This is a genomic window from Saccharopolyspora dendranthemae (genome assembly GCF_007829955.1).
GTDB classification, from domain to species: domain Bacteria; phylum Actinomycetota; class Actinomycetes; order Mycobacteriales; family Pseudonocardiaceae; genus Saccharopolyspora; species Saccharopolyspora dendranthemae.
On sequence record NZ_VIWX01000002.1, the window covers coordinates 1,059,941 to 1,080,794 of the forward strand.

22 protein-coding genes, 2 pseudogenes and 1 riboswitch are annotated in these 20,854 nt (G+C 70.9%); of the genes and pseudogenes, 13 read left to right on the forward strand and 11 right to left on the reverse strand.

Annotated features, from left to right (window positions below; all coding sequences use genetic code 11):
• The first annotated feature begins 49 nt into the window (after positions 1 to 49).
• Positions 50 to 1,114 (forward strand): aldo/keto reductase, encoded by a 1,065-nt coding sequence (locus FHU35_RS13670; protein WP_145739252.1) that lies wholly within the window; start codon positions 50 to 52, stop codon positions 1,112 to 1,114.
• A gap of 26 nt (positions 1,115 to 1,140) precedes the next feature.
• Here the strand turns inward: FHU35_RS13670 and FHU35_RS13675 are convergent, their stop codons facing one another.
• The gene (locus FHU35_RS13675) at positions 1,141 to 1,536 is read right to left on the reverse strand and encodes a VOC family protein (RefSeq protein WP_145739254.1); all 396 of its coding nucleotides are present in this window, start codon (positions 1,534 to 1,536) and stop codon (positions 1,141 to 1,143) included.
• 54 nt (positions 1,537 to 1,590) lie between these two features.
• A complete protein-coding gene (locus FHU35_RS13680) occupies positions 1,591 to 2,643 on the reverse strand; it encodes a tyrosine-type recombinase/integrase (protein WP_145739256.1) in 1,053 nt (350 codons plus the stop codon).
• Positions 2,644 to 2,822: 179 nt separating this feature from the next.
• On the opposite strand from FHU35_RS13680, the gene FHU35_RS13685 reads away from it, so the two are divergent.
• Positions 2,823 to 3,599: an AAA family ATPase gene (locus tag FHU35_RS13685; protein ID WP_145739258.1), complete on the forward strand. Its 777-nt coding sequence runs from the start codon at positions 2,823 to 2,825 to the stop codon at positions 3,597 to 3,599.
• A gap of 42 nt (positions 3,600 to 3,641) precedes the next feature.
• Here the strand turns inward: FHU35_RS13685 and FHU35_RS13690 are convergent, their stop codons facing one another.
• A complete protein-coding gene (locus tag FHU35_RS13690; protein WP_145739260.1) occupies positions 3,642 to 4,511 on the reverse strand; it encodes an AraC family transcriptional regulator in 870 nt (289 codons plus the stop codon).
• Between the two features lie 293 nt (positions 4,512 to 4,804).
• Here FHU35_RS13690 and FHU35_RS30430 point away from each other — a divergent pair.
• Positions 4,805 to 5,032 (forward strand): annotated as a pseudogene (locus tag FHU35_RS30430) (alpha/beta fold hydrolase); the annotation flags it as partial.
• Positions 5,033 to 5,286: 254 nt separating this feature from the next.
• Positions 5,287 to 5,568 carry a hypothetical protein gene (locus FHU35_RS29630; RefSeq protein ID WP_222429402.1) on the forward strand — a complete coding sequence of 94 codons (282 nt, stop codon included), beginning with the start codon at positions 5,287 to 5,289 and terminating at the stop codon, positions 5,566 to 5,568.
• Between the two features lie 10 nt (positions 5,569 to 5,578).
• Here the strand turns inward: FHU35_RS29630 and FHU35_RS13700 are convergent, their stop codons facing one another.
• Positions 5,579 to 6,328 (reverse strand): SDR family oxidoreductase, encoded by a 750-nt coding sequence (locus FHU35_RS13700; RefSeq protein WP_145739263.1) that lies wholly within the window; start codon positions 6,326 to 6,328, stop codon positions 5,579 to 5,581.
• 139 nt (positions 6,329 to 6,467) lie between these two features.
• Between FHU35_RS13700 and FHU35_RS13705 the strand changes: the two genes are divergently transcribed.
• A complete protein-coding gene (locus tag FHU35_RS13705; protein ID WP_246110282.1) occupies positions 6,468 to 7,133 on the forward strand; it encodes a helix-turn-helix domain-containing protein in 666 nt (221 codons plus the stop codon).
• 44 nt (positions 7,134 to 7,177) lie between these two features.
• Positions 7,178 to 7,573, forward strand: a pseudogene (locus FHU35_RS30435) (GNAT family N-acetyltransferase); the annotation flags it as partial.
• Positions 7,574 to 8,021: 448 nt separating this feature from the next.
• On the opposite strand, the gene FHU35_RS13715 reads toward FHU35_RS30435, so the two are convergent.
• On the reverse strand, positions 8,022 to 8,669 hold the full coding sequence (locus tag FHU35_RS13715) for a TetR/AcrR family transcriptional regulator (RefSeq protein ID WP_145739269.1): 648 nt from the start codon (positions 8,667 to 8,669) through the stop codon (positions 8,022 to 8,024).
• A gap of 95 nt (positions 8,670 to 8,764) precedes the next feature.
• Between FHU35_RS13715 and FHU35_RS13720 the strand changes: the two genes are divergently transcribed.
• Positions 8,765 to 9,613, forward strand: a complete 849-nt coding sequence (locus tag FHU35_RS13720) for an SDR family oxidoreductase (RefSeq protein WP_145739271.1) — start codon at positions 8,765 to 8,767, stop codon at positions 9,611 to 9,613.
• Positions 9,610 to 10,719: an MBL fold metallo-hydrolase gene (locus FHU35_RS13725; RefSeq protein WP_186459410.1), complete on the forward strand. Its 1,110-nt coding sequence runs from the start codon at positions 9,610 to 9,612 to the stop codon at positions 10,717 to 10,719. The genes FHU35_RS13720 and FHU35_RS13725 overlap by 4 nt, the downstream gene beginning before the upstream one ends.
• A gap of 119 nt (positions 10,720 to 10,838) precedes the next feature.
• Here the strand turns inward: FHU35_RS13725 and FHU35_RS13730 are convergent, their stop codons facing one another.
• Positions 10,839 to 11,153: a DMT family transporter gene (locus tag FHU35_RS13730; RefSeq protein WP_145739273.1), complete on the reverse strand. Its 315-nt coding sequence runs from the start codon at positions 11,151 to 11,153 to the stop codon at positions 10,839 to 10,841.
• A 21-nt stretch (positions 11,154 to 11,174) separates the two neighbouring features.
• Positions 11,175 to 11,241, reverse strand: a riboswitch (guanidine-III (ykkC-III) riboswitch).
• Between the two features lie 174 nt (positions 11,242 to 11,415).
• Here FHU35_RS13730 and argG point away from each other — a divergent pair.
• From argG to FHU35_RS13745, 3 genes are all read left to right on the forward strand, one after another.
• A complete protein-coding gene (gene argG / locus FHU35_RS13735) occupies positions 11,416 to 12,831 on the forward strand; it encodes an argininosuccinate synthase (protein WP_145739275.1) in 1,416 nt (471 codons plus the stop codon).
• Between the two features lie 158 nt (positions 12,832 to 12,989).
• Positions 12,990 to 13,562 (forward strand): G/U mismatch-specific DNA glycosylase, encoded by a 573-nt coding sequence (gene mug, locus FHU35_RS13740; RefSeq protein ID WP_145739278.1) that lies wholly within the window; start codon positions 12,990 to 12,992, stop codon positions 13,560 to 13,562.
• Positions 13,563 to 13,812: 250 nt separating this feature from the next.
• Complete coding sequence (locus FHU35_RS13745; protein ID WP_145739281.1) at positions 13,813 to 14,415, forward strand: hypothetical protein; 603 nt, start codon at positions 13,813 to 13,815, stop codon at positions 14,413 to 14,415.
• Positions 14,416 to 14,491: 76 nt separating this feature from the next.
• On the opposite strand, the gene FHU35_RS13750 is transcribed toward FHU35_RS13745, so the two are convergent.
• Positions 14,492 to 15,310 carry an ABC transporter ATP-binding protein gene (locus FHU35_RS13750; RefSeq protein ID WP_145739283.1) on the reverse strand — a complete coding sequence of 273 codons (819 nt, stop codon included), beginning with the start codon at positions 15,308 to 15,310 and terminating at the stop codon, positions 14,492 to 14,494.
• A 196-nt stretch (positions 15,311 to 15,506) separates the two neighbouring features.
• Here FHU35_RS13750 and FHU35_RS13755 point away from each other — a divergent pair, with 196 nt between their 5' ends.
• Positions 15,507 to 16,517, forward strand: coding sequence for a s-methyl-5-thioribose-1-phosphate isomerase (locus FHU35_RS13755; protein ID WP_145739285.1), 1,011 nt, complete (start codon positions 15,507 to 15,509; stop codon positions 16,515 to 16,517).
• Here FHU35_RS13755 and FHU35_RS13760 read toward each other — a convergent pair.
• The gene (locus tag FHU35_RS13760) at positions 16,505 to 16,960 is read right to left on the reverse strand and encodes a MarR family winged helix-turn-helix transcriptional regulator (RefSeq protein WP_145739287.1); all 456 of its coding nucleotides are present in this window, start codon (positions 16,958 to 16,960) and stop codon (positions 16,505 to 16,507) included. The genes FHU35_RS13755 and FHU35_RS13760 overlap by 13 nt on opposite strands.
• Before the next feature lie 95 nt (positions 16,961 to 17,055).
• On the opposite strand from FHU35_RS13760, the gene FHU35_RS13765 reads away from it, so the two are divergent.
• Positions 17,056 to 17,976 carry a quinone oxidoreductase family protein gene (locus tag FHU35_RS13765; protein ID WP_145739290.1) on the forward strand — a complete coding sequence of 307 codons (921 nt, stop codon included), beginning with the start codon at positions 17,056 to 17,058 and terminating at the stop codon, positions 17,974 to 17,976.
• Between the two features lie 88 nt (positions 17,977 to 18,064).
• On the opposite strand, the gene FHU35_RS13770 is transcribed toward FHU35_RS13765, so the two are convergent.
• The 3 genes from FHU35_RS13770 to FHU35_RS13780 all read right to left on the reverse strand — a co-directional run bounded on the left by FHU35_RS13770 (position 18,065) and on the right by FHU35_RS13780 (position 20,478).
• Entirely contained in the window at positions 18,065 to 18,784 is a 720-nt protein-coding gene (locus FHU35_RS13770; protein ID WP_222429364.1) for a M24 family metallopeptidase, read from the reverse strand.
• 83 nt (positions 18,785 to 18,867) lie between these two features.
• The gene (locus FHU35_RS13775; protein WP_145739293.1) at positions 18,868 to 19,182 is read right to left on the reverse strand and encodes a putative quinol monooxygenase; all 315 of its coding nucleotides are present in this window, start codon (positions 19,180 to 19,182) and stop codon (positions 18,868 to 18,870) included.
• Between the two features lie 147 nt (positions 19,183 to 19,329).
• Entirely contained in the window at positions 19,330 to 20,478 is a 1,149-nt protein-coding gene (locus FHU35_RS13780; protein WP_145739295.1) for a glutathione-independent formaldehyde dehydrogenase, read from the reverse strand.
• Positions 20,479 to 20,854: the final 376 nt, after the last annotated feature.

Genomic DNA, 20,854 nt, shown 5'->3' on the forward strand with positions numbered 1-20,854 from the left:
GGGACTCCGTGCTATTCACCGTACACTTTTCCGGGTTCACGCTGGCGGCATGAATCTCGCTTCGTACCGCACCCTCGGCCGGACCGGTCTCCGGATCAGCCCGCTGGTCCTCGGCACGCTGACCTTCGACGATCCCGGCTGGGGCTGCGATCAGGACACCGCGCTACGCCTGCTGCACCGCTACGTCGACGCCGGGGGAAACGCCCTCGACACGGCCAACGGCTACGCCGGGGGCCGCGCGGAACAGACCATCGCGAAGTTCCTCCGCACCAACCCGTCGCTGCGGGACGGGCTGGTGCTCGCCACGAAGTTCGCCGGCACCATGCACGCCGGCGACCCCAACGGCGGCGGCACCGGCCGCAAGGCGATCCTGCGGCAGCTCGACGCGTCACTCACCCGGCTGGGCACGGATCACGTGGACCTGTACTGGCAGCACTACTTCGACCAGCACACCCCGATCGAGGAGACGATCGGCACCCTGCAGGACCTGGTCACCGCGGGCAAGATCCGGTACTTCGGCCTGTCCGACACGCCCGCGTGGGCCGTCGCACGCGCGGCGAGCCTCGCCGAATCCCGCGGCTGGGCCCCTGTCGCGGCGATCCAGGTGGAGTACTCGCTGCTGCAGCGGACCGTCGAGAGCGAGCTGTTCGGCGCGGCCCGGGCACTGGGCATCGGGGTGACGCCCTGGGGTCCGCTCGCCGGCGGTGTGCTGTCCGGGAGGTACACCCGGACCGGCGCCGCCGAGTCAGGCCGCGCGGACTGGGCGAGCACACGCGCACGGCTGACTGAGAACACCTTCGCCCTGCTCGACGTACTGCACGACATCGCTGCCGAGCAACAGGTTCCGATGCCCGCCGTCGCTCTCAGCTGGGTCCACCACCGCCCGGAAGTGACCGCGACCATCATCGGATGCCGGACGCTCGACCAACTGGAGAACAACCTCGCATCCCTCACCGTGACACTCTCCGCGGAGCAGCTCGCCTCGCTGGACGCCTTGACCGCTCCGCCCCTGCCCTTCCCCTTCGCTTTCCTCGACACCAGCGCGACTGACCTCGCCCAAGGCGGCGCGACGATCAACGGGGTCCCGTCCCGAAACTGGCAACCGTCCCACTGACCAGCACCAGCCACCGTGAGGATCGCTCAGGCCTCGACGACGGCGATGTGGTTGCCGTCGGGGTCGCTGAGCATGAACAACAGCGGCGCCCCCTCCCCGAATTCGGGCGCGGAGTCCAGTTGCACGTCGCCGAGCGCCCGCAGGCGCTCGTACTCGCCGTGCACGTCGGTGGTTTCCACCCCGATCGCGCCGCCGCCGGGCTCCGCGCCCATGGGCGAGTTGAGTGCGAGTCGCGCGGTGGATCCCGGGGGCGCGACCTCCAGCCACCGGTATTCGCCGTGGGGACCGAACCGGGTGTCGCCGCGGACCTCGAACCCGAGCTTGCGGGTGTAGAACTCCAGGGCCGCGTCCTGGTCGGCGACGGTGAACATGGCGACGCCGAGGTTGTTGATGGTCGTGGACGTGTGCGTGTTGGTAGTCATGACATGGGGACTACCCCGCTGCGCGAAAGTCATCGCCCCCACCAGGATTTAACGTCACCGTGACGGATCGGGTGAAGGTCCTTGATCGTTCTCGCTCGGGGCTTCCGGGGCCGCTGTGGCGCGCGAGACCAGGTGCGCCGGGTCGCGCGAGAGCGACAGCGCCACGTGGTCGTAGAGCTGGGTGACCGCCGCCGAGGAATGGCCGAGCGCGTCGCGGCGGTCTTCCAGGGCGGCCCCGTGCTGGCGGGCGATGGTGTTGAAGGTGTGGCGCATCGAGTGCGGGGTGATGCGCTGAGGCATCGCCACCTCGGCTCGTGCGGCCATGGTCTGCACGAGCCGGTGGATTTGGTGACGGTTGACCCTGGCGCCCTCGCGGGTGATCACCAGCGCGTCGGTGTCGGCGTCCGGACGTTGCTGCAGGTAGGCCTCCAGCACACCGTGCAGCGCCTGCGGGATAGGGCGCGTGCGGACCTTGCCACCCTTCATCCGCACCGTCAGCACCCGCATCCCCTCACGCTGGCCGAGGTCGGACAGATCGGCGTTGCACAGCTCTGACACGCGCACGCCCAGATCGATCAGCAGGGCCATCACCAGTGCTGACGCCTGCGGGCCGAGGGTGCGGTGCCGGTAGTCGCGGCTGCCGGCCAGCATCGCGCTCGCCTGCTCGGCCGAGACGCTTGTGGTCGGCGAGTGCCTGCGGTCGTAGCGGGGCCGCGCGGCGTCACGGGCCGGGTTGGCATCGATGGCACCGGCGCGCACGAGGTAGGTGTAGAAGCTGGAGACGGCGGCGAGCTTGCGGGCCCGGGTGGAGGCCGCTGCCGGGCGTCCGGTGCGCGGATTCGGTGTGGCGGCCAGTTCGGCGCCGTACATCTGCACCTCCGGCAGCCGCACGCTCATCGGATCCAGGCCGCGGTGGGTGCACCAGTCGAGGTAGTCGCGCAGGTCCCGCGAGTAGGCCCCCCGGGTGTCGGCGGACTCGGCGAACGACCCCAGCCATGAGGCGATCAGCGCGGCCAGGGTGTGGCCTGTGCGCGTCGGGGCGGCCAGGAGTTCCGTTTGCGCCCGCTTCCCCACCACGTCCGCATCGGACACCGTTCGCCTCTCCATGCACCCACCGTACCGCACATAAGCGCGATTATGCGCGGTGCTCCTGGGTCCGTTTTTCCTGATTGTTGTTCCGTTTCGTTGGTTCCATAACGTTAGTAACGTAATCGTCTGAGGATCGGGCGTGAATCATGGCTGAACCGGGGCCGCCCGGAATCGAGCGCGTACTACCGTTCGGAGCGATGCGTCAGAGCTGGGAAGCACGCCGGGCCGCGGGAGCGTTCCTCCGCCACGCCCGCTTGGAGCCCGGGGTGGGCACCGGCCGCTACCCCTTCACGCTGCCGGTGGTGGCGCGCCTCGCGGCAGGCGACGGACTGGACCTGGATTCGTCAGTGACTTTTCTCGTCGGGGAGAACGGGACCGGCAAGTCCACGCTCGTCGAGGCGATCGGCACCGCCGCCGGGTTCAACCCCGAAGGCGGGTCGCAGTCGTTCCGCTTCACCACTCGCGCCACCGAATCCAGCCTCGGCGACCACCTGATCCTGCGCTGGAACCGCAGACCGCGCACCGGGTTCTTCCTGCGCGCGGAGTCCTACTACAACGTCGCCAGCGAGATCGAACGACTCGATGAGGACCCGTACTCGCCGTCGCTGCTGCCGGCCTACGGCGGTGTGTCACCGCACGAGCGCTCCCACGGCGAGTCGTTCCTGGACCTGGCGATCCACCGGTTCGGCCCGCGCGGGCTCTACGTCCTCGACGAACCGGAGGCGGCGCTGTCGGTGCGCGGCTGCATGGCGCTGCTGGCGCGCCTGGCCGAGCTGGCGGCGCAGGGAAGCCAGATCATCATCGCCACCCACTCCCCCGTCCTGCTCGCGCTGCCGGGCGCGCGGATCCTCGAGATCGACGAGGACGGCGCGATCAACACCACCGACTACGACCACGCCCTGCCGGTCCGCTTCACCCGCGACTTCCTGGCCTCCCCCGACAAGTACCTCCGCCACCTGCTCGACGAACGCTGATCTGCGCGGGGGACGAGCAGGTGGCGTGCGGGGATCTCGGCGTCATTCCGCTTCGACGGGCAGCCACAGCTCGCAGGTGGCGGTGCTGAAGTCCTCCGCGCGATCGAGGATCGCGACGATCGACGGGCCCGGACGCAGTCGCCAGGGATGGGACGGGAACCACTCGGTGGCCGTGGCCGCCCACGTCTCCTGCAGGACCTGCGGATGCGGGCCAGAGGTGTGGAAGACCGCCCACCGGCCGGCGGGCACCTCGATCACGTCGAGATCGCCCGGGGCCGCGCTGCTCTGCGACACGGCGACACCGTGCAGGTAGGTCAGCTCGGTGCCTTCCCGGCTGTCGGGGTCGAGGTCATCGCACACCTGCAGCAGCCCACCCGGTTCGGCGTTGCCGAGCGCCTTGAGCCGCGCGTGCTCCTGCTGCGGCAACGAGGTGACGTGCCGTTGGATGTGCGGGTTGATGCCTTCGTGGATGAGCGGGACCCGGGCGGCGTGCCCGATGAGCCGGAATGCGGGGTGTTCGGCGATGCGGCTGTCCATGGGCGTGTTTCCTTCGACGGTCAGGCGGAACCTGAGCTGCGGTTGTGAGCGAAGGGGGCCTCCGTCGCGGCGCACATCGCTGGGCCGCGCACCGTGCACCGCGCGAAACGCCCGCCCGAACGCCTCGGTGGAGCCGTATCCGTGGCGGACGGCGACCTCGAGCAGGTCGCCTTCGCCGCGGACGAGGTCGGCGGCGGCCGCGGTCATGCGGCGACGCCGCACGTATTCCGACAGCGGCATGCCCGCCAGCGACGAGAACATCCGGCGCAGGTGGTACTCGGTGGTGCCGAGCGTCCGGGCGGCCTCGCCGACGTCGAACTCCTCCCCGAGGTGTTCCTCGACGAGATCCACGAGCCGGTTGAGCTCCGAGATCATGGGGGCCTCCTTCCGGTTTCCACCCTGGCCGACAGGATCCCGGCGATGCCCGACCGTTGCCGTCCGATCCGATCATCCGGTGAATCACGAAGCCCGCCCCGTGGGCGAAACGGGCTCCACCGGTGCCGAACCCTGCGACGATGTCGATGCCGACCCGACCTCTGGAAAGAACCCGACAGGAGACGACCATCCGCACCGCAACGCTCACCCTCGACGACGTGCCACTCGACTACCGCGATCAGGGCGACGGACCGCCGTTACTGCTGCTGCCCGGTGGTACCGGGCAGGCGGCAATGCTCGACGGGCTCGCCGCGCACCTGGCCGAGCACCACCGCGTCGTGGCCCTCTCCAGCCGCGTGGCCTCGGCCGCTCCGGGAACCGTGCGCGCCGACCAGCGGCCGGAGGCCTTCGCGCGGGACGCGCTCGGGGCAATCGAGGCGCTCTTCGACGAGCCGCCGGTCGTGTTCGGCTTCAGCGCCGGGGCCATCGCCACCCTCGCACTGCTGGCCCGCCACCCGGAGCACGTTCGCCTCGGAGTCGTGCACGAGCCACCGGTCCTCGGTCTGCTGCCGGACCCGGGGGCGCACCGGGACGAGCTCGAAGCCGTCCGGTCCGCGGCACGCGACGGGGATCTCGACGAGGCGGCCCGGCTGATGACCGACACCATGACGAGGCCGGAAACCGGTGGGGCACAACCGGACCTGCGGCATCCCGGCAACTGGTTGGAGGGTTACGGCCAGACCGGCCCCGAACCGCCCAGCCGGAGCTGCTGGAAGTGCTGGCCCAGGCCGCCGACCTCCAGCAGCTGTTCCTGGAACACGTCCTGGTCCCGTTCACCACCGTCGAGGTCGACCTGCCCGCCCTGGCTGCCGCGGGCTCGAGGCTGGTGCCCGTCGCCGGCATCGACTCGCGGGGACAGCTCGCTCACCGGGCCGCCTCGGCACTGGCCACCGGGCTGGGACAGGCACTCGTGGAGTTCCCCGGAGGTCACCTCGGGCCGGTCGAACGCCCCACCCAGGTCGCCCACGCACTGCGCGCACTGCTCGCAGCGGGCTGAACCGGGGAGGTCAGCTCTGAGCGGTGGGGCGGACGATGATCTCGCCGACGTCGACGCCTGCGGGTTGCTCGATCGCATACGCCACGGCGCGGGCGATCGCCGAGGGCGGCTGCGCGACCTCCCGCACGCGCGAGGCGGTCTGCTCGTCGACGGCTCCGGAGCGCACGCCCTCGGTGTCGGTCATGCCCGGTGACACGACCGTCACGCGAAGGTCCGGGCCTGCTTCCTGCCGCAACGCCTCCGAGAGCACGCGCACCGCTGTTTTCGTCGCCGCGTAGACGCCCTGGGTGGGCACGATCCGGTGTGCCGATGTCGAGGACATGTGGATGAAGTGCCCCGCTCCCTGCGCGCGGAACACCGGCAGGGCGGCGCCGATCCCGTTGAGGACACCGGTGAGGTTGGTCGCGACCATCTCGTCCCAGTCGTCCTGGCGCAGCTCGTCGAACCCGGAGATCGTCATGTTCCCGGCGTTGGAGACGAGGACGTCGAGCCGCCCGTGGTGTTGCTGCGCCGAGGCGACCAGCCGCGCGAGATCGTCGCGGTGGCGCACGTCGACCTCGACGGCGAGCGCCGCACCTCCGGCGGCCTCGATGCGCGCGACCACCTCGGCGAGCCGGTCCTCGCGGCGGGCTCCGAGCACGACGGACGCGCCGCGCTGCGCCAGGTGTTCGGCGATGGCCGCGCCGATTCCGCTGCTGGCCCCCGTGATGGCGATGACCTTGCCCTCGACGCCGGTGGTGGTGGAGCTGTGCTCGCTCATCGGTCCTCCTGATGCCCCTCGGCGGACGTTCGTGCGGGGCTTCGAAGCGCGGTTGCCGGATGAGTGTCCACCTGCGATCACGAGGGGGCGAGGCCGCCCCCGGAAAGTTGTGGAGCGCACGCTCCACTATTGTGGGTGGGTGCCCAGACCTCGCGTGCACGACCTCGATCACGTCCTCGACGTCGCCGAACGGCTCATCGTCGACGAGGGCGCTCACGGGCTGACCGTGCGCGGTCTCTCGGCGGCCAGCGGCGTGCCCAACGGGGCGATCTACCACGCCTTCGGTTCCGCGGCGGCCCTGCGCGGCCGGATGTGGTTGCGGGCGGCCACGGAGTTCCTGGACCTGCAGACCCGGCTCGTCGACGAGCAGCTGGGAACCTCCACGACCCCCGAGCCCGATGCCGCGGTCGCCGCGGTGGTGGCCGCAGCCGACGCGCTGGCGGTCTTCGCCGAGCGCCGCCCGGAGGGCGCCCGGATGCTGCTGTCGGTGCGCCGGGAACAGCTGCTGGGGCCCGAACTTCCCGGTGAGCTCGCCGATGCGCTGCTGGGACTGGACCGCCGGTTGACCTCCGAGGTGCTGTGCCGGTTGGCGCTGGCGCTGTGGGACAGGCGCGACGGGCCGAGCGTGGAGGTGATCACGAGCTGCGTCGTGGACCTGCCGACGGCGCTGCTGGGCCGCGCCCTGCGCCAGCCCACCACCGGCGGCACCGCGCCGATCACGACCGACCTGCGCACCCGGCTGGCAGCGGCCGTGCGCGGCGTCCTCCAGCTCGACCCACCGCAGAACCCCGCACCGCACCCGTGATCAGAAGGGACCCCGCGATGCCCTCGTCGCACTGCCCGCCCGAGATGCTGCGCGGAGCCAAGCAGGTCTCCGTCGGCCCCGGACTGACCGGACTGCTGTGGGCCGACGTGGCCACGCAGCTGCCCGACCCTGCCCGCGAGCACTTGCGCACGACGTTCCCGCCGGTGGCGGTGCAGGCGTTCACGGCCACGACCGAGCAGTTCTGGCTGGACTGGCTCTCCGACGAGAACCTGGACCGGCTGGCGGGCCTGGTCGTGGCCCTGGACTCCGAGGGGCTCCCGGTGGGGTGGGTGGCCAGCAGCGACCGCCGCTTCGGCGGGCGGCGCTGCTTCTACGCCAGTTCCGCCGGCGTGCACCCGGACCACCAGGGCTCCGGGATCTCCAGCACCCTCTGGCGCGCGCTGCTGCGCTCAGCGATCGTCAAAGCCGCCCCGCGCCGCCTCTACGCGGTGATGCGCACCGCCAACCCCCTGGTCTACGGGGCGTGGTCATCGGCGACGGGCAGGCCCGACGCGGCCTGGCCCGCGCCGGGACGCGAGATCCCCGATCACGTCCGTCGCATCGCCGTGGACGCCGCCACCGACCTCGGCCAGGCGGATCGGCTCGACGAGAGCACCCTGGCCATCACCGACGCCTACGACGACACCGAAGCCGGGCTGTGGACCGAGCGGCCCACCTCCGACCGCGAGGAGATCGACGCGTGGTTCGCGCGGCTGCTCGGCCCGCGGGACGCGATCGTGCTCGTGGTGGCGTTCCAGCCGGTGCGCATCATGTTCGACGAGCTGCGTCGCCAGCTGCGCCGCAACCTGGGGTTGCGCGCGAGCCGTTCCTCCCGCTCCTCTCGCGCCAGCTGAGCCCCGGCTGAGGGCGCGGGAGCGTCCCGCGCCCTCAGCCTTCGAGGTGGTTGCGCACCGCGGTGAACAGCGTCGAGCAGGTGTCGACGAGTTCGGCGGGTGTTTCGCGCTGCCCCCGGTGCAGCCAGTCGACCAGCAGGTGGTTGACCGCCCCGACCAGTCCGATGGCCGCGAGCCGCTGCGCGTCGCTGGGCCCGTCCCGCTCGGCCAGCTGCGACCACACGGCCGTGGTGAGTTCGGCGAAGTCCGCCAGGACCGCGTGCCTGCGCTGCTCCAGGTCCGCCGAGGCTCCCACCACTTCCAGCAGCACCACGCGGGCGCGGCGGGCGTCGGCGGTGAGGTAGTCGACGAAGGCTTCCAGCGCGCTGCGGACGACCTCCTCGGCCGAGCGGTCCTCGGCGTCGGCGATCGCCGCGGTGGTCGCCGCCCGCATCTGCTCGGCGAGCTCGGTGTAGAGCGCGACCAGGCAGGTGTGGCGGTCGCGGAAGGACTCGTAGAAGTAGCGCTCGGTGAGACCGGCCTGCCGGCAGATCTGCTTGACCGACGTCGACGGGTAGCCCTGGTGGGCGAACAGCTCCAGCGCGGCGGCCAGCAGCGCGGCGCGCCGCTGGCGCGTGCGCTCGGCGGCGTCCTGTCCCGAGTAGCGGCGCCCCTGCGGCCGCGTCGCGGTTCGGTCGGTCATCGCACTTCCCCTGGCTCGGCTGCTGTGGCAGTCTATCCGAATATCTGACACGCTCATGTGTCAGATGGTGGTGCTGCCACGATCGGAGGACGAGGATGTCGATGCCGGTGACCGGCCGCGTGATCGCGGTGACCGGAGGTGCCCGCGGGATCGGGCGCGCGATCGCCGCACGGCTGGCCTCGGCCGGGGCGCGCGTGGCCATCGGCGACCTCGACGGCACCGCCGCGCGGGCCACGGCGGCCGAGTTGTCGCCCGAGGTGCGGGGATTCGCCTGCGACGTGACCGACACCGCCTCCTTCACCGCGTTCCTGGAGTCGGTGAACGACACGTGGGGGCCGGTGGAGGTGCTGGTCAACAACGCGGGCGTGATGTGGGTCGGCGCCTTCGACGAGGAACCGGAAGCCGCCACCGAGCGCCAGCTCGCGGTCAACCTCCACGGTGTGATCCGCGGTGTGAAGCTGGCGGCGCCGGCGATGCGCGCCCGCGGCAGCGGCCACATCGTCACGGTGGCCTCCGCGGCGGCCAAGCTCTCCCCTGCAGGCGAATCCACCTACGCGGCCACCAAGCACGGCGTCTACGGCTACCTCGCCGGCGTGCGCGCGGAGCTGCGCTCCAGCGGTGTGGAGCTGTCGGTGGTGATGCCGGGCGTGGTCGACACCGAGCTGGCCGCGGGAACGGCCACCGGCGCGGCCAAGCTGCTCACCCCCGACGACGTCGCCGAGGTCGTGGCAGCGGTCATCCGCCGCCCGCGCTTCGAGGTGAGCCTGCCTCGCCACGTGGGCCCGCTGGTGCGGTGGAGCAACGTCTTCCCGCAGCGCGTCCGCGACCACCTGATCCGCCTGATGGTGCCCGACCAGGTCGCCGCCGCAGGCGACAAGACGGCCCGATCGGGCTACGAAACCCGCACGTTGGCCACACCCGACGACCGAGGAAGCACAGCATGAGCATCTCCCTGCCAGCCCAGGCCACCCGCCGGATCCCGGAGTTCGAGGGGGTGCACGACATCTGGCCGCGCGGCAAGCGGCTGGAGGCGGTGCGCGAGGCCGCCCGCAACTACCGCGAGCGCTTCCTGTCGCAGGGGCAGGTCGCGGCGATCAAGAGCGTCGACATCGCCGCCGCCCCCTACCCCGCGCGGTTCGCCTTCCAGGGTTACGCGGTCCAGCTCAACCCGGTCATCTCGATCATCAACCGCATGTTCATCATCCAGTTCGAGGGCTTCGACGGTCAGCTCAAGACCCTGGTGTGGGAGCCGACGGTCTCGGCGGGCTCGGCCGAAGCGCCGTTCTACGCCAAGCTGCAGGCGCTGGGCCAGAAGCTGCGGGCCGAGCGCCTGTTCGCCCAGTTCTACAACGACCCCGACACCGTGCTGCCGCGCCTGGGCCTGAGCAACAGCGACGTCGACTACCTCAGCTTCGATCACCTGCACGTCCAGGACGTGCGCATGATCCTGGGCAGCGACAAGCCCATCCCCGGCGAAACCGCGCCCCGCGAGCCGCTGTTCCCGCACGCCAAGCTGCTGGTGCACCGCAAGGAACTGGGCACGTTCGAGTCGACCCACCCCATGCAGTGGGCGTGGTACGTCGAGGGCGGCATGGACGGCGTGCCCGAGGAGCGCCTGGAGGTCATCGAGGGCGACGTCGAGCTGGGCGTGGGCGTGAGCCTGCTGTGGACGCCCGGGCACACCGACGGCAACCACTCGCTGGTGGTCAACACCCCCGACGGGGTGTGGGTGTCGTCGGAGAACGGCATGGCCGCCGACAGCTGGCAGCCGGAACTGTCGAAGATCCCCGGCGTCAAGCAGCACGCGAAGTTCTACGGCCGCGAGGTCGTGCTCAACGCCAACACCCTCGAGGACTCCCTGGACCAGTACGACTCCATGGTCAAGGAGAAGACGCTGGCCTCCCCGTCGCCGAAATCCCCCCAGTGGCTGCAGATCATCCCCTCCTCGGAGTGCGCGGCCTGGAAGCGCCAGTGGCCGGTGATGCCCACCCACACCCACGGCGGTCTGGACTACGGCACCATCACCGCCCCTCGACCTACGCGAGACTGAACCCCCCTGGGGGACGGGGAAATCGGGTGCCCGCCGCGCAGCAGCGGCGGGCACCGGATTTTCGCTTCACCGCCACGCGCCCCCGGCTACGGTCTGACACATGCCCCGAGCAGCGATTGTCAGTGGGCGAGCTTGAGGCCCACGACGCAGGTGATCAGGCCCAGCAGCAGGGCGAGCTTGAGCGGTGAGATCGTTTCGTCGCCGGTGGCCATGGAGTAGCCGACGGTGAGCACCGCGCCCACGGCCACCCACACCGCGTAGGAGGTGCCGGTGGGCAGCGTCCGCATGGCCAGGGCCAGTCCGCCCATGCTGATCGCGAGCGCGCCGACGAACACCAGCGAGGGCGCCAGTCGGCTGAAACCTTCGGATTTGCCCAGGGCCACGGCCCAGACGGCTTCGAACATGCCGGAGATGATCAGGACGATCCATGCCATGATGTCGCGCGCTCCCACGCGCCTGCACCGTCTTTGCATGGCCAGGTACGGTGCGCCTCGTCCGGATCCCGCTTCACCGCCGATTCTGCCCGACGGGTGCGCTCGGGGTTCGTCCGGGAGGCGGTGAATCCGGCCACCAGCTGCGCCTGCGGTCGTCGGCGGGCGCGGGCATCCGGTCGCCGACCTGCGCCCCGAGGTGAGCTGTCACACCTGGGGGCGACCCGGGTGGATAACCATACAGTCCTTCGCATAAACTTTCCGCATGTCCAAGGTTCTGACGTCTCTGCCGGTCGGCCACCGGGTCGGCATCGCCTTCTCCGGAGGTCTCGACACCTCCGTTGCCGTGGCCTGGATGCGCGACAAGGGCGCCGTGCCGTGCTCCTACACCGCCGACATCGGGCAATACGACGAGTCCGACATCGCCTCGATCCCGGGCCGGGCCAAGGACTACGGCGCCGAGATCGCGCGCATGGTCGACTGCCGCGAAGCGCTGGTCGAGGAGGGGCTCACCGCGCTGTCGTGCGGCGCGTTCCACATCCGCTCCGGCGGGCGCACCTACTTCAACACCACTCCCCTGGGCCGCGCGGTGACCGCGACGCTGCTGGTGCGCGCCATGCTGGCCGACGACGTGCAGATCTGGGGCGACGGGTCGACGTTCAAGGGCAACGACATCGAGCGGTTCTACCGCTACGGGCTGATGGCCAACCCGCGGCTGCGGATCTACAAGCCGTGGCTCGACGAGGACTTCGTGCAGCAGCTGGGCGGCCGGCAGGAGATGTCGGAGTGGCTGGTCGAGCACGGTCTGCCCTACCGCGACTCGGCGGAGAAGGCCTACTCCACCGACGCCAACATCTGGGGCGCCACCCACGAGGCCAAGTCGCTGGAGCACCTGGACACCGGCATCGAGATCGTCGACCCGATCATGGGCGTGCGGTTCTGGGACGAGTCGGTGGCCATCGCGCCCGAGGACGTCACGGTCTCCTTCGTGCAGGGACGGCCAGTGGCCATCAACGGCGAGGAGTTCTCCTCGCCGGTCGACCTGGTGCACCAGGCCAACGCGATCGGTGGCCGGCACGGGCTGGGCATGAGCGACCAGATCGAGAACCGCATCATCGAGGCCAAGAGCCGCGGCATCTACGAGGCTCCGGGCATGGCGCTGCTGTTCACCGCCTACGAGCGGCTGGTCAACGCCATCCACAACGAGGACACCGTCGCCAGCTACCACAACGAGGGCCGCAAGCTGGGCCGGTTGATGTACGAGGGCCGCTGGTTCGACCCGCAGGCGCTGATGCTGCGCGAGTCGCTGCAGCGCTGGATCGGCTCGGCGATCACCGGTGAGGTGACGTTGCGGCTGCGCCGGGGCGAGGACTACTCGATCCTCGACACCCGCGGCCCGGCGTTCTCCTACCACCCGGACAAGCTGTCGATGGAGCGCACCGAGGACGCCGCGTTCGGCCCGACCGACCGGATCGGCCAGCTGACGATGCGCAACCTCGACATCGCCGACTCGCGCGCCAAGCTGGAGGGCTACGCGCAGCTGGGCATGGTCGGCAAGGCCCAGACCGAGCTGGTGGGCTCGTTGCAGGCCGGTGGCGCGGAGGCGATCGCCTCCGTGGGCGCCGAGGAATCGGAGTCGCAGGCACTGGATCGCGCGGCGATGGAGTCGGGCACCGACTGAGACCGCGTCGTGGCCGCTCGTGCGAAGTCCGCTTCGCGCGGGCGGCCATGATCGCATTGCGCCGCGGGAACGCGCGCCGGGGGCGCTGGGTTCGGGGTGTCCGGGCGTTGTCGTTAGGGTCCCGGGGATGAACCGGGGTCGGGTTGCGGAGGTGCGAGTTGTCGGGTGACCGGCCGAGTGCGCAAGAGCTGGAGGCCGCCAGCGGCGCCACGATCGACGACGTGCTGGCACCGGACCTCGCCGTGCTGTTCTGCGGGATCAACCCGGGATTGTGGTCCGGTGCGACCGGATTCCACTTCGCGCGTCCGGGAAACCGCTTCTGGCCGGTGCTGCACGCCAGCGGGTTCACCCCGCGCGAGCTGGCCCCGCCGGAGCAGTCGGAGCTGCTGGGACTGGGGTTGGGCATCACCAACCTGGTCTCGCGCGCCAGCGCGAAGGCCGCTGAGCTCTCCGAGCAGGAACTGGCCTCCGGGGCGCAGGCGCTGACCGCGAAGGTGCAGCGCTACCGGCCCCGCTGGGTGGCCGTCGTGGGCATCACCGCCTACCGCAAGGCCTTCGGCGCCAAGCGCGCCACCTTCGGTGCGCAGGACCGGACGATCGGTGACGCAGGTGTGTGGGTGCTGCCCAATCCCAGCGGCCTCAACGCGCATTGGAGCGCCGCGACCCTGGCGGCGGAGTTCGGCCAGCTCAGGCAGGCGGTCATGGCCGGCGAGGAATGCCCCTGCGGGTGAGTGATCGGCCTCGTCGTGATCGCTCGCGGGTGGCTTAGGGAACACGGGGGTGTCCTTTACCGGTCCGTGACCGGTAGGGTCTGCTCCGCCGGAACGGAAGTCCCCGATCCGGTGACATTGGCCGTTTGCTGACGCAGAGTCGATACGGATGACTATTCAAGACGATCTTGCTCGACCGTGGTTCCAGCCCGTGGTCCCTTCGGAAGCGCAACAGCAGCAACCGGATACGGGATCGCCGACGACACGCATGATGGGCCAGCTGCCCGTCGACGAGGCCACCTCCCCCGGCCCGTCGGAAACCGGCCCCATGCCCGCCCCGGCCGCAGCGCCGCAGCGGACCGAGTTCCACACCCCCGCCCCGCAACCCCCGACGCGCGAGACCCCGCAGAACTCCCGACCGCAGCGCCCGAGCACCACGATGTCGGAAGGCACGAGCTTCGCCGAGGCGCTCGACCCCGGTTCCGCACCCCCGTGGGCCCCCGCCCCGGGTCCCGCCGGCCACGACGGCATCGCCGGAGACACGGCGTTCCAGGCCTTCTACAGCGACGAACCGGTCTCCTCGCCGTCGATGCCCTCGATGCCTCCGGGACCGCCGATGGCGCCGCCACCGGTGCCCGAGCACGTCGAGGTCACCCAGCCCTACATCCCCGCGATCCGCGACGAGCAGCCGGAATTCGCCAAGCGGCTCAACACCCAGTCGGCCGCGTCCCCGACGGCGCTGACCGGGCCGCAGCCCGCGGTGACCGAACGCCCGGCCGCCCCGGTGCGCAAGCGCGGCATCATGCGCAGGGCGGTGCGCCGGATCATCGGGCCCGACCTGCTGCGCAAGGACCCGCCGAGGAAGCGGCGCTAACGCACCGTCCTCACCCGCGGTGGTCCTGGCACGGGCGCAGACCTGCATCCTGCGCCCGTGCCAGGACCACCGTTTTTCATGCCTCGACGCGGGTGGCCGCGCGGGCGTACCAGCGGCCGTGATCGCGGGTGATGTGCACCGGGTGGTCGAAGCACGTGCTGATGTGCTCGCCGGTGATCACCTCGTCCACCTCACCGGCGGCCAGGCAGCGACCGTCGCGCAGCAGCATCGCGTGGGTGGTGCCGGTGGGCAGCTCTTCGAGGTGATGCGTCACCAGCACGGTGGCCAGCCCCGGGTGTTCGGCGCGCAGCTCATCGAGGCTGGTGAGCAGTTGTTCGCGCGCGGCAAGGTCCAGCCCGGTGGCCGGTTCGTCGAGCAGCAGCAGCCGGGGCTCGGGCATCAGGGCGCGGGCGATGAGCGCGCGACCGCGTTCGCCCTGCGACAGGGTGTTCCAGGCCGCCTCGGCGCGCTCGGCGATGCCCAGCACACCGATCAACCGCTCGGCGCGGGCGCTTTCAGCATCGCTGGGAACCCAGCGCGGCACCAGCTCGGTGGTGTTGGTGGCGCCGGTGAGCACGACCTGACGTGCGGTGAGCGGGCTGCGCAACGGGTGGCGGGGGTTGACGTGGCCCACGAAGCTGCGCAGCGCCCGCATGTCCACCGCCCCCAAGCGATGCCCCAGGACCTCCACGCTGCCGCGCGTGGGGTGCTGGTGGGCGCCCAGCAGGCTCAGCAGCGTGGACTTGCCCGCACCGTTGGCGCCCAGCAGCGCCCAGTGCTGACCGGGGTGGACCTTCAGACCGATCTCGCGCAGCAGGTGCCGGCCGTCGCGGACGACCTCGACGTCGACGGCGCGCAGCACGGGGCCGCGCTCGCCGGGGCGGGGGTGGTTCACAGAGTTCCTTCGGGCGCCGTGGTGCGGGGCTGAGGGGCGCGGGTGTCGCGGGTCCTCGGGTGATCAAGCCGGCCTGGTGGCGGCGATCAACGCGGTGTCGTGAGCCTAGCAAACGGTTGGTGGTGGCCGGGCGGGCGCGCGGGCTGGCTAGGCTGAACGCCGCCCGGCCGTACCCGCTGCTCCACCCGAGGATTCGATGTCTCGTTGCGCTGTGCCCACCCCGACGCTGGCCGACAGCGTCCGGCTCGACGACGACGGCGTGCACGTCCTGGACCGCCGGGTGTTCCCGTTCGAGCACCGCTGGGTCCACGCGCGCACGGTCGAGGAGGTCGCGCGGTCCATCGAGGAGATGGTCACCCAGTCCTCCGGCCCGTACTTCGCGGTGCTGTGGGGACTGGTGCTGGCCGCCCGCGACGCCGAGGGCCTGCCACCGGAAACCGCGCGCACGCGCGTCGCGGAGGCATCCGCGCGGCTGATCGCCACCCGCCCGACCAACGACCAGCCGCGCAAAGCCGCCGCATTCGTGCTGGAGGCGATCGCCGAGGCGGACGACGTGGCCGCGGCCGCGCTGCAGGGCGCTCGCGCAGGCGACGCCGACTACCGGCGGCGCTGCCGGGAGATGGGCCGGGCCGGCGCGGCGCTGCTGGACCACGGCGCCCGCGTGCTCACCCACTGCTGGGGCGATCTCTACCTGCTGGGGCTGGTGGAAGCACTGCTGGAGCAGGGCAAGCAGCCGGAGTTCGTCTGCACCGAAACCCGCCCGTACCTGCAGGGCGCGCGGCTGACCGCCGAGTCGCTGGCCGAGATGGGCGTGCCCACCACGCTGGTGACCGACGGGATGCCCGCCTCGCTGATGCGGGAGGGCCGGGTCGACGCGCTGGTGACCGCCAGCGACCGGATCACCATGGACGGCTCGGTGGTCAACAAGGTGGGCACCCTGCAGCTGGCGACCGCGGCGCGGGCCTTCGGGGTCCCCTTCCACGCGCTGTGCCACGCCCCCGACCCGCGCACCACCTCCGGATCGCAGGTGCCCATCGAGTACCGCGACGGCCAGGAAGTCCTGCACACCCTGGGACGACGCAGCGCCAGCGACAAGGTGACCGGCCTGTACCCGGCGTTCGACGTCACCGACCCGCACCTGGTGACCTCGGTGATCACCGACCGGGGCGCGTTCACCCCGGCCGAGCTGCACCGCTACTGGTCCTGATCGCCCCGGTGCAGCCGCGCCAGCAACGTCATCAGCAGCTCGCGCTCGGTGACGCTCAGCGGAGCCAGCAGCTGCTGGTTGGCCTCATCGGCCAGCGCTGAGCAGCGGCGAAGACAGGTCAGGCCGGCGGGCGTGGCCGACACGGCGTTCTTGCGGCGGTCGCGCGGGTCCGGCCTGCGCTGCACGAGCCCCTTGTCCTGCAGCTCGTTGATCAGCCCCACGACGTCCTTGGCGTCGATGTCCAACCGGCGCACCACCTCGGCCTGGGCCAGCGGGCCGTGCTCGGCGACGGCGGCCAGCACGGCGTGCTGGCTCAGCCGCAGGCCTTCTTCGGCCAGCGCGCGGGCCACCAGCTCGCGACCGCGCGCGGCCACGCGGCCGGTCAGCCAGCTGGGCAGGGACTGGATGTGCTGGAGCGCTCGGGGGTCCTCGGAGTCGGCCACGGACGCAGCCTAGCCGAAAAACCGTTGGACACCCCAACGAGCGTCCTTCTACTCTCGATTTCGTTGGTCCACCCATCGAATCGGAGGAGAGCGCGATGCGACGAGTCAACTACGGTCTCAACGGCGGACCCGAGGTCCTGTTCGTCGAGAACACCCCCGCCCCCACGCCGGGTCCCGGCCAGCTGCTGGTGCGCTGCGAAGCCATCGGAGTCACCCTGCCCGCCGTGCGTCGCGTGCGCGAAGGCCCCGAACCCATACCCCTCGGAGGGGAGATCGCCGGGATCGTCGAAGCACTCGGGCCCGGCGTGCGCGGCTTCCAGCTCGGCGAGCGCGTCACGGGCCTGTGCTTCGAGCACGCCTACGCCGACAGCGCGCTGCTCGAGGAGACCATGGCCTCCCGAGTCCCCGGCGGCGCCGACTCGGTGACCGCCGTGGCGCTGGTGCGCAGCGGGCTGGTGGCGCGCCGGGCGTGCACGGCAGGTTCGCTCGGCCACGGCGAATCGGTGCTGATCACCGCCGCGGCCGGCGCGGTCGGCACCATGGCCGTCCAGCTGGCCCGCGCCCACGGAGCACGCGTGGTCGCCGCCGTCGGCACGACGGTCGACAAGCGCCCGCACCTTCGGGCCCTCGGAGCCGATGCGGTCGTGGCCTACGACGACGACACCTGGGGTGACCCGGTCGACGTCGTGCTGGACTCCGTCGGCGGCACCCTGCTGGCCAAAGCCACCCGCGCCCTGGCTCACCGCGGCCGGCTGGTGACCTTCGGCTCCGAGACCGGCCCCATCCCCTCCCACGAGCTGATCAGCCGGTCCGCCTCGGCCACCGGGTTCCGCATGGGCTCCCCGGCCGCCCCGGCGCTGATGGCCTGCTGGCGCGACGAGCTGTGGGACTGGCACCGGGACGGCCGCCTGCGCACCGGCGTCCACGAGCTCCTCCCCCTGGAGAAGGCGGCACGAGCCCACGAAATCGTCGAAGCCCACGCCAATCTCGGCAAGGTGGTCCTCGTGCCCGGCTAGCCCGCTCAGCCGGTGGCACGTCGCGCGGATCGAGCGATCCCGGCCCCAGGTCGCTCGATCCGCGCGACACCGTCAGCGGTCACGAGTGTCAGGTGAGAACGCGAGCCCCGTTCTCGGTGATGGCGATGGTGTGGCCGCTGTGAGCCGCGCGGCCCTCGTCCCCGGTGCGCACCACCGACGACTCGGAGTCGAGGTGATCGTGGCCGCTGGCGGTGAAGATCGGTTCGACGCTGAACACCAGACCGGGCCGCAACGGCATCCCGCGCGCCGGGTGGCCGTCGTTGGGCACCTGGGGTTCCTGCCTCGGTTGCCTGCCCACACCGCACCCGCCCACCGGCGGAACGCCGAAACCCGCGCTGCGCCCGACCAGCCCGACCGCCCGGCACACCTCACCGAGCCTGGCGCCCGGCCGGGCCGCCGCCACACCATCGGCCAGCGCTAGCCGGGTCGCCTCGATCAGCCGCCGGTCGCCCTCGTGACCAGTACCCGCGGTCCAGCTGGTGGCAGCCCGGGCGAACCACCCGCCCACCTCCAGCGCGCACGCGACGCTGAGCAGATCACCGGGCACCAGAACCCGCCCGTCCGGCACGCCCCCGAGGATCTCGTCGTTGACCGACGCGCTGATCACCGCACCACCGACCGGCCGCGCACCCGCCCCGGCCGCGACCTCGCGGGCGATCTCGTCGAGCTCGGCCAGAGCCACACCCGCCACCACGTGCTCACCGAGCCCGGACAGCACCGCTGACACGGCCGACCCGGTCACGGCCAGCGCGTCGATCTCATCCGGACTGCGCAGCTCGATCACCATGCCGCGATCATGCACCCACCACCCGTCTCCGGCCGAGGTCGTTGATCACCCCGGAGGGGAGGACGAACTGGCGGTCATCGAGTTCAGGCCGGGGGTTTCTCGGCGATCACGTCCACCGGTTCGATGGTGGGCTCGGCGAACAGGGTTCCGGTGTTGTCGGCGAGGGCTTGGGCGACCTTGCCCGAGAGGTGGGTCTGGCGGCCGGAGTCGTCGGGGAAGGCGTCGTAGATGCCGAAAGACGAGGGCCCGAACCGGATGGCGAACCACCGCACGGTGGCGGGTTCTTCCTGCACGAGGGTCAGCCCTCGCCGGAGGAAGTCCTCGACGTCGTTCTCCCGGCCCGGTAGCGCCTCGATACGCACGAGAAGCCCCGCGGTCACTGGTACAGGAGCAGACATGATCGAACTCCTTCGATGGGATGCCGTCAGTGGGGTGGCTGTCACGAGGACAGCGGAGGAAGTTCTCCACGTCGTCTGCTCATCCGGGTGCGCTTCCACCCGGATGAGCAGACCTGTGGTGAGCAGGCGACGCCGGCTGGTGCCGTTTCAGGCCATGGCGGGTTTGAGGACGACCTTGGTCCAGCCGTCTTCGCGCTTGTCGAACTGATCGTAGGCCTCGGGTGCGCGTTGCAGCGGCAGGTCGTGCGAGACGATCCAGGACGGCTTCGCGCGGTCTTCGTGGATGAGGTCGCGCAGGTAGCGGTTGTAGTGCTTGACGTTGGCTTGGCCGGTGCCGACCTTCTGACCCTTGAACCAGAAGGTGCCCATGTCGAACGCGATCTGGCCGTTGCGCTGCATTTCGTCCTGGGAACCGGGGTCGGCGGGCAGGAAGATGCCGACGACGCCGATGCCACCGGTGAAACGCACCGAGCCCACCAGGTTGTTCATGGTCATGTTGGAGCGTTCGGTGCCTTGCGGGTCGTGGGCCTGGTAGCCGACGCATTCGCAGCCGCGGTCGGCGCCCTTGCCGTTGGTCTGGTCCAGGACCTGCTGGACGGGGTCGCCCTTCGAGTCGTCGATCGGGATGACCCCGATCTGCTCGGCCAGCCGCAGCCGGTCCGGGTGGCGGTCGACGATCATGACCTTCTTAGCGCCCTGGATCATCGCGGAGTAGGCCGCCATGAGGCCGACCGGTCCGGCGCCGTAGACGACGCAGGACTCCCCTGGGCGCAGTCCGGCAAGTCGAGTGGCGTGCCAGCCGGTGGGGAAGATGTCGGAGACCATGACGTAGTCGTCTTCCTTCTCCTCGGCATCCTCGGGCAGCCGCAGGCAGTTGAAGTCCCCGAAGGGCACCCGCAGGTACTCGGCCTGACCACCGTCGAACGGGCCCATCCCGGCGAAACCGAACGCGGCACCGGCCATGTTCGGGTCCGGATGGACGGTCAGGCAGAACGCGGTCAGACCATCCTCGCAGTTGCGGCAGAAACCGCAGCCGATGTTGAACGGCAGGCACACCCGGTCACCGACCCGGATGCGTTCGACACCGCTGCCCACCTCGGCCACCACACCGAGGTTCTCGTGCCCCAGCACCCGACCCGCTTCCAAGTCGGTGCGACCTTCGTACATGTGCAGATCCGAACCGCAAATATTGGTCGCCGTGACGCGGACGAGAACGTCCGTGGGACGTTCGATCCTCGCGTCAGGCACGTCCTTGACCGCCACCTGACGGGGACCCTCGTAAACCAGTCCCTTCATGATCCCACTCCTGACTCGGTGTCGAGCACAACAACGGGCGGGCGACCGCGCACCAACGCTCCGCTCGTGGAGATCCGCCCGCGCCCGCAGGATTACCCGTCGCAGGCAAGAGGAAACCCACCGTGCCGCGCGCAATCACCACCCGGTGAGGCAGGCCCTTCTGCCAGGAGGTGAGGCCCGGATCGAGGCAGCAACGAGACATCTCTCAGCACAACCCGTCGCCCCACAAGGACGTCGATGAACCCGAGGCTTGATCGCACCAGCGGCAGCCCGAGCATCGGACACCTCGGCGCGCTCGCGGCCCGACCCGTCCGGGTCTGCCACCGCGCCTCGCGCTCCACCGCCGCCGAACGAAAAACCGAGCAGCGAAGCACGT

Excerpts from the sequence above, each read along its gene's own strand:
- FHU35_RS13755 (WP_145739285.1), top strand. The coding sequence starts at position 15,507 with ATGTCTCGTTGCGCTGTGCCCACCCCGACGCTGGCCGACAGCGTCCGG.
- FHU35_RS13715 (WP_145739269.1), bottom strand. The coding sequence starts at position 8,669 with ATGACCGACCGAACCGCGACGCGGCCGCAGGGGCGCCGCTACTCGGGA.
- FHU35_RS13775 (WP_145739293.1), bottom strand. The coding sequence starts at position 19,182 with ATGTCTGCTCCTGTACCAGTGACCGCGGGGCTTCTCGTGCGTATCGAG.
- argG (WP_145739275.1), top strand. The coding sequence starts at position 11,416 with ATGTCCAAGGTTCTGACGTCTCTGCCGGTCGGCCACCGGGTCGGCATC.
- FHU35_RS13720 (WP_145739271.1), top strand. The coding sequence starts at position 8,765 with ATGTCGATGCCGGTGACCGGCCGCGTGATCGCGGTGACCGGAGGTGCC.
- FHU35_RS13690 (WP_145739260.1), bottom strand. The coding sequence starts at position 4,511 with ATGATCTCGGAGCTCAACCGGCTCGTGGATCTCGTCGAGGAACACCTC.
- FHU35_RS13700 (WP_145739263.1), bottom strand. The coding sequence starts at position 6,328 with ATGAGCGAGCACAGCTCCACCACCACCGGCGTCGAGGGCAAGGTCATC.
- FHU35_RS13745 (WP_145739281.1), top strand. The coding sequence starts at position 13,813 with ATGGGCCAGCTGCCCGTCGACGAGGCCACCTCCCCCGGCCCGTCGGAA.
- FHU35_RS13770 (WP_222429364.1), bottom strand. The coding sequence starts at position 18,784 with ATGGTGATCGAGCTGCGCAGTCCGGATGAGATCGACGCGCTGGCCGTG.
- FHU35_RS13730 (WP_145739273.1), bottom strand. The coding sequence starts at position 11,153 with ATGGCATGGATCGTCCTGATCATCTCCGGCATGTTCGAAGCCGTCTGG.
- FHU35_RS13670 (WP_145739252.1), top strand. The coding sequence starts at position 50 with ATGAATCTCGCTTCGTACCGCACCCTCGGCCGGACCGGTCTCCGGATC.
- FHU35_RS13685 (WP_145739258.1), top strand. The coding sequence starts at position 2,823 with ATGCGTCAGAGCTGGGAAGCACGCCGGGCCGCGGGAGCGTTCCTCCGC.
- FHU35_RS13765 (WP_145739290.1), top strand. The coding sequence starts at position 17,056 with ATGCGACGAGTCAACTACGGTCTCAACGGCGGACCCGAGGTCCTGTTC.
- FHU35_RS13680 (WP_145739256.1), bottom strand. The coding sequence starts at position 2,643 with ATGGAGAGGCGAACGGTGTCCGATGCGGACGTGGTGGGGAAGCGGGCG.
- FHU35_RS13725 (WP_186459410.1), top strand. The coding sequence starts at position 9,610 with ATGAGCATCTCCCTGCCAGCCCAGGCCACCCGCCGGATCCCGGAGTTC.
- FHU35_RS13675 (WP_145739254.1), bottom strand. The coding sequence starts at position 1,536 with ATGACTACCAACACGCACACGTCCACGACCATCAACAACCTCGGCGTC.
- FHU35_RS13780 (WP_145739295.1), bottom strand. The coding sequence starts at position 20,478 with ATGAAGGGACTGGTTTACGAGGGTCCCCGTCAGGTGGCGGTCAAGGAC.